Here is a 273-nt window from a genome sequence, read left to right as displayed (position 1 = left end):
ATACTCTGAAAATGGGTCATCATTATTTAACACGACCTCTTTATCCTTACTTAAATCTTCACCCAGTTGACTAAATAACAATGATTTCGCATGACCATACGCTTCCATGCTGCCATGGAAATCGAGATGGTCTTTCGTTAGATTTGAAAAGATAGCTACATCGAACTCAACACCGCGTAAACGACCAAGTGATAAACCATGACTTGAAACTTCTAACGTCATCGCTTCTGCACCTTGCTCAACGGCTTGATTGATTTTCTTCGTCAATGTGAC

The 273-nt window shown here is 39.9% G+C and carries 1 protein-coding gene; it reads right to left on the bottom strand.

Annotated elements, in window-relative coordinates; genetic code table 11:
* Nucleotides 1–273 (bottom strand): Mur ligase family protein (locus tag ACEN88_RS35460; RefSeq protein WP_413347085.1); only part of this gene is annotated, 273 nt, incomplete at both ends.

This window comes from Massilia sp. CT11-108 (assembly GCF_047302915.1).
Classification (GTDB): domain Bacteria; phylum Pseudomonadota; class Gammaproteobacteria; order Burkholderiales; family Burkholderiaceae_D; genus Telluria; species Telluria orientalis.
The sequence above is the reverse complement of the archived record's forward strand: the minus strand, read 5'-3'. Positions and strand labels throughout refer to the sequence as shown.